At 39.4% G+C, this 1926-nt stretch carries 6 protein-coding genes; 1 reads left to right on the forward strand and 5 read right to left on the reverse strand.

Annotated elements, in window-relative coordinates:
- Positions 1-104 precede the first annotated feature (104 nt).
- Positions 105-368 carry a SymE family type I addiction module toxin gene (locus tag G3R48_RS16920; protein ID WP_153666362.1) on the forward strand — a complete coding sequence of 88 codons (264 nt, stop codon included), beginning with the start codon at positions 105-107 and terminating at the stop codon, positions 366-368.
- A 43-nt stretch (positions 369-411) separates the two neighbouring features.
- Here the strand turns inward: G3R48_RS16920 and G3R48_RS16925 are convergent, their stop codons facing one another.
- The 5 genes from G3R48_RS16925 to G3R48_RS16945 form a co-directional block, all read right to left on the reverse strand.
- Entirely contained in the window at positions 412-594 is a 183-nt protein-coding gene (locus G3R48_RS16925) for a hypothetical protein (protein WP_153666363.1), read from the reverse strand.
- Complete coding sequence (locus G3R48_RS16930) at positions 584-838, reverse strand: MafI family immunity protein (protein ID WP_153666364.1); 255 nt, start codon at positions 836-838, stop codon at positions 584-586. The genes G3R48_RS16925 and G3R48_RS16930 overlap by 11 nt, the downstream gene beginning before the upstream one ends.
- A gap of 14 nt (positions 839-852) precedes the next feature.
- Entirely contained in the window at positions 853-1146 is a 294-nt protein-coding gene (locus G3R48_RS16935) for an EndoU domain-containing protein (RefSeq protein ID WP_153666365.1), read from the reverse strand.
- A 79-nt stretch (positions 1147-1225) separates the two neighbouring features.
- Complete coding sequence (locus G3R48_RS16940; RefSeq protein WP_153666366.1) at positions 1226-1456, reverse strand: hypothetical protein; 231 nt, start codon at positions 1454-1456, stop codon at positions 1226-1228.
- Positions 1457-1463: 7 nt separating this feature from the next.
- On the reverse strand, positions 1464-1926 hold a 463-nt coding region (locus tag G3R48_RS16945), incomplete at its 5' end, for a hypothetical protein (RefSeq protein WP_212593415.1).

A 1926-nucleotide genomic window follows, 5' to 3' on the forward strand; every position in this document is an offset into this window, starting at 1 on the left:
ACATCAATCGTTGATATAGGGTTGAAAGCTAGTTATGTTATTGATTATCAATGGCTGGCTATTATTTGTTTAGCTAATCACAATAACCTGTTAACGAGGTTATCATGACTATCGATCATTCTACCTGCCTATGGCTGGTGCAGGAACCAAGCACTCCTTATAAAACAATAAATTCACCAACGACCAAACAGGCCACGGTTCAGTCTACCGTTTATCCTCCATTAAAAACTAATCCAGGTGCAGGCGCTTGGCGTAGAATTCCTTGGATTAATTTACGAGGGTTTTGGCTTGAACAAGCTGGATTTGAGATTGGAGCACAGTACACCATTGAAGTGCATGATAAGAAATTGATTTTTGCTGTGGTTTAAATAATTAGCCCCGCGATTGCGGGGCTAATTATTGATTACTCACTTAGACTTTCCGAACCAAGTTAGTAGCATCAGCAAGGGAGAGTTCATAAACACCTCTTAACATCCGTATTAATAGAAGCTCCCCTAAACCGCGATCAATGGCGACATTTAAAGCTTCTTGTGCAGAAACACCATCTTTTTTCAGCGAAATATAAAAATCTAAGCTAAGTAAATCATCCGACATTTTCTTTTAAAAAACTCCAAGAGTTATCCTCAAGCTGCATTAGCTTCGCAATACGACTTATATCAGCTATCAACTCAGAGGAAATTTGTGATTCATTTTCATATAGTTGATCACAAATCAACTCGAACGCTACACCAAACTCATTATGATCAATAAATTCAGATGCATTTTTCACATCAAAGTCAGACAACCCACAAGTAGCACTAGCCAACAAATTTCTAATTTGTTCGTCAATATTTTTCACTTTAAACCCTGCCTTTATTTAATTGGAAAAGCGGTAATAAGACCTTCTCCGGCAGGCTCTAAAACAACCTTGATATTTGCTCCATTTCGAGTGCCTTCAACAGTAAAATGAGCTGGCTTACCAGCTTTTGTAAACCAATTACCAGCTTTACCTGTTTGCTGCACCCATTTCAAACTAGGGTCAGTCGCAATATCTGAAACAGCATTCATGATCTTATCGCTTGACCAAGATGCGGGGAATTTAGTTTTACCGTTAAAGAGTCGAGAAAAGCCAAACTTATGACCACCACCAGTAGCGTCACCAGTCAAGATATGTTTCGACCTTTGGGCACTAGCTAAATTGGTTGTACTCTTTGTAACATTTAATTTTGGCGTTTAGCCAAAATTTTTAGGTTGCAGTTTCCTTCCACTCAATTACCCATTGAGACTCATCAAAGTACCCTTTCAAAGACTCCATGTTTTCTACCCAATCATCATAGCCATACTCGAATGATTCTTTCTCTGAAATGACCACCAAGTAGCCACCAGTAGTCTCAGAATCATCCAGCACCTTCACGAATGAACCCGCGTCATCTCCTTCTAGTACTTTTCCTATAGTATTTAGCTTGATCGTATTCATAGATTTATCAGTCCACAAAAGGTATATGATTATTGACGGTAGGCTTGTTAGAACCCGGTTTATATATTTCAAGGTGTACGTGCGGTTTATTTGGCGCGTGACTTCCAGATAAAGAACCGTTATCCATCCTAAACTGCTTTGTTCCATCAGCACTTCTAAACACCCCGCTACCAGGTTTTCCTATTTCTGTGTAATTTTTGCCAAGAAATTGTTGTCCCGCTTCCAAAGCTTCATCTGCAGTCAAAGTGTGCTGGCTAGTGATGTTTTTCTTGTTAGCCGTCAATGTCTCTCTAATGACGTCGTCTGCTTTCTTTGTAACATCAGCAGCAATATTTTCCAAAGCTTTTATTTCATTTGTATCTTTAGCTGCTGCCACCACCGCTTTTGATGCTATCACTGCCGCTTTTGATACTACAAGTTTTCCTCCTAAAGTTACAACCGAACCTAGGCCTCCAGTTAATACATTGAGT

It is taken from the genome of Shewanella intestini (assembly GCF_018221465.1).
GTDB classification, from domain to species: domain Bacteria; phylum Pseudomonadota; class Gammaproteobacteria; order Enterobacterales; family Shewanellaceae; genus Shewanella; species Shewanella intestini.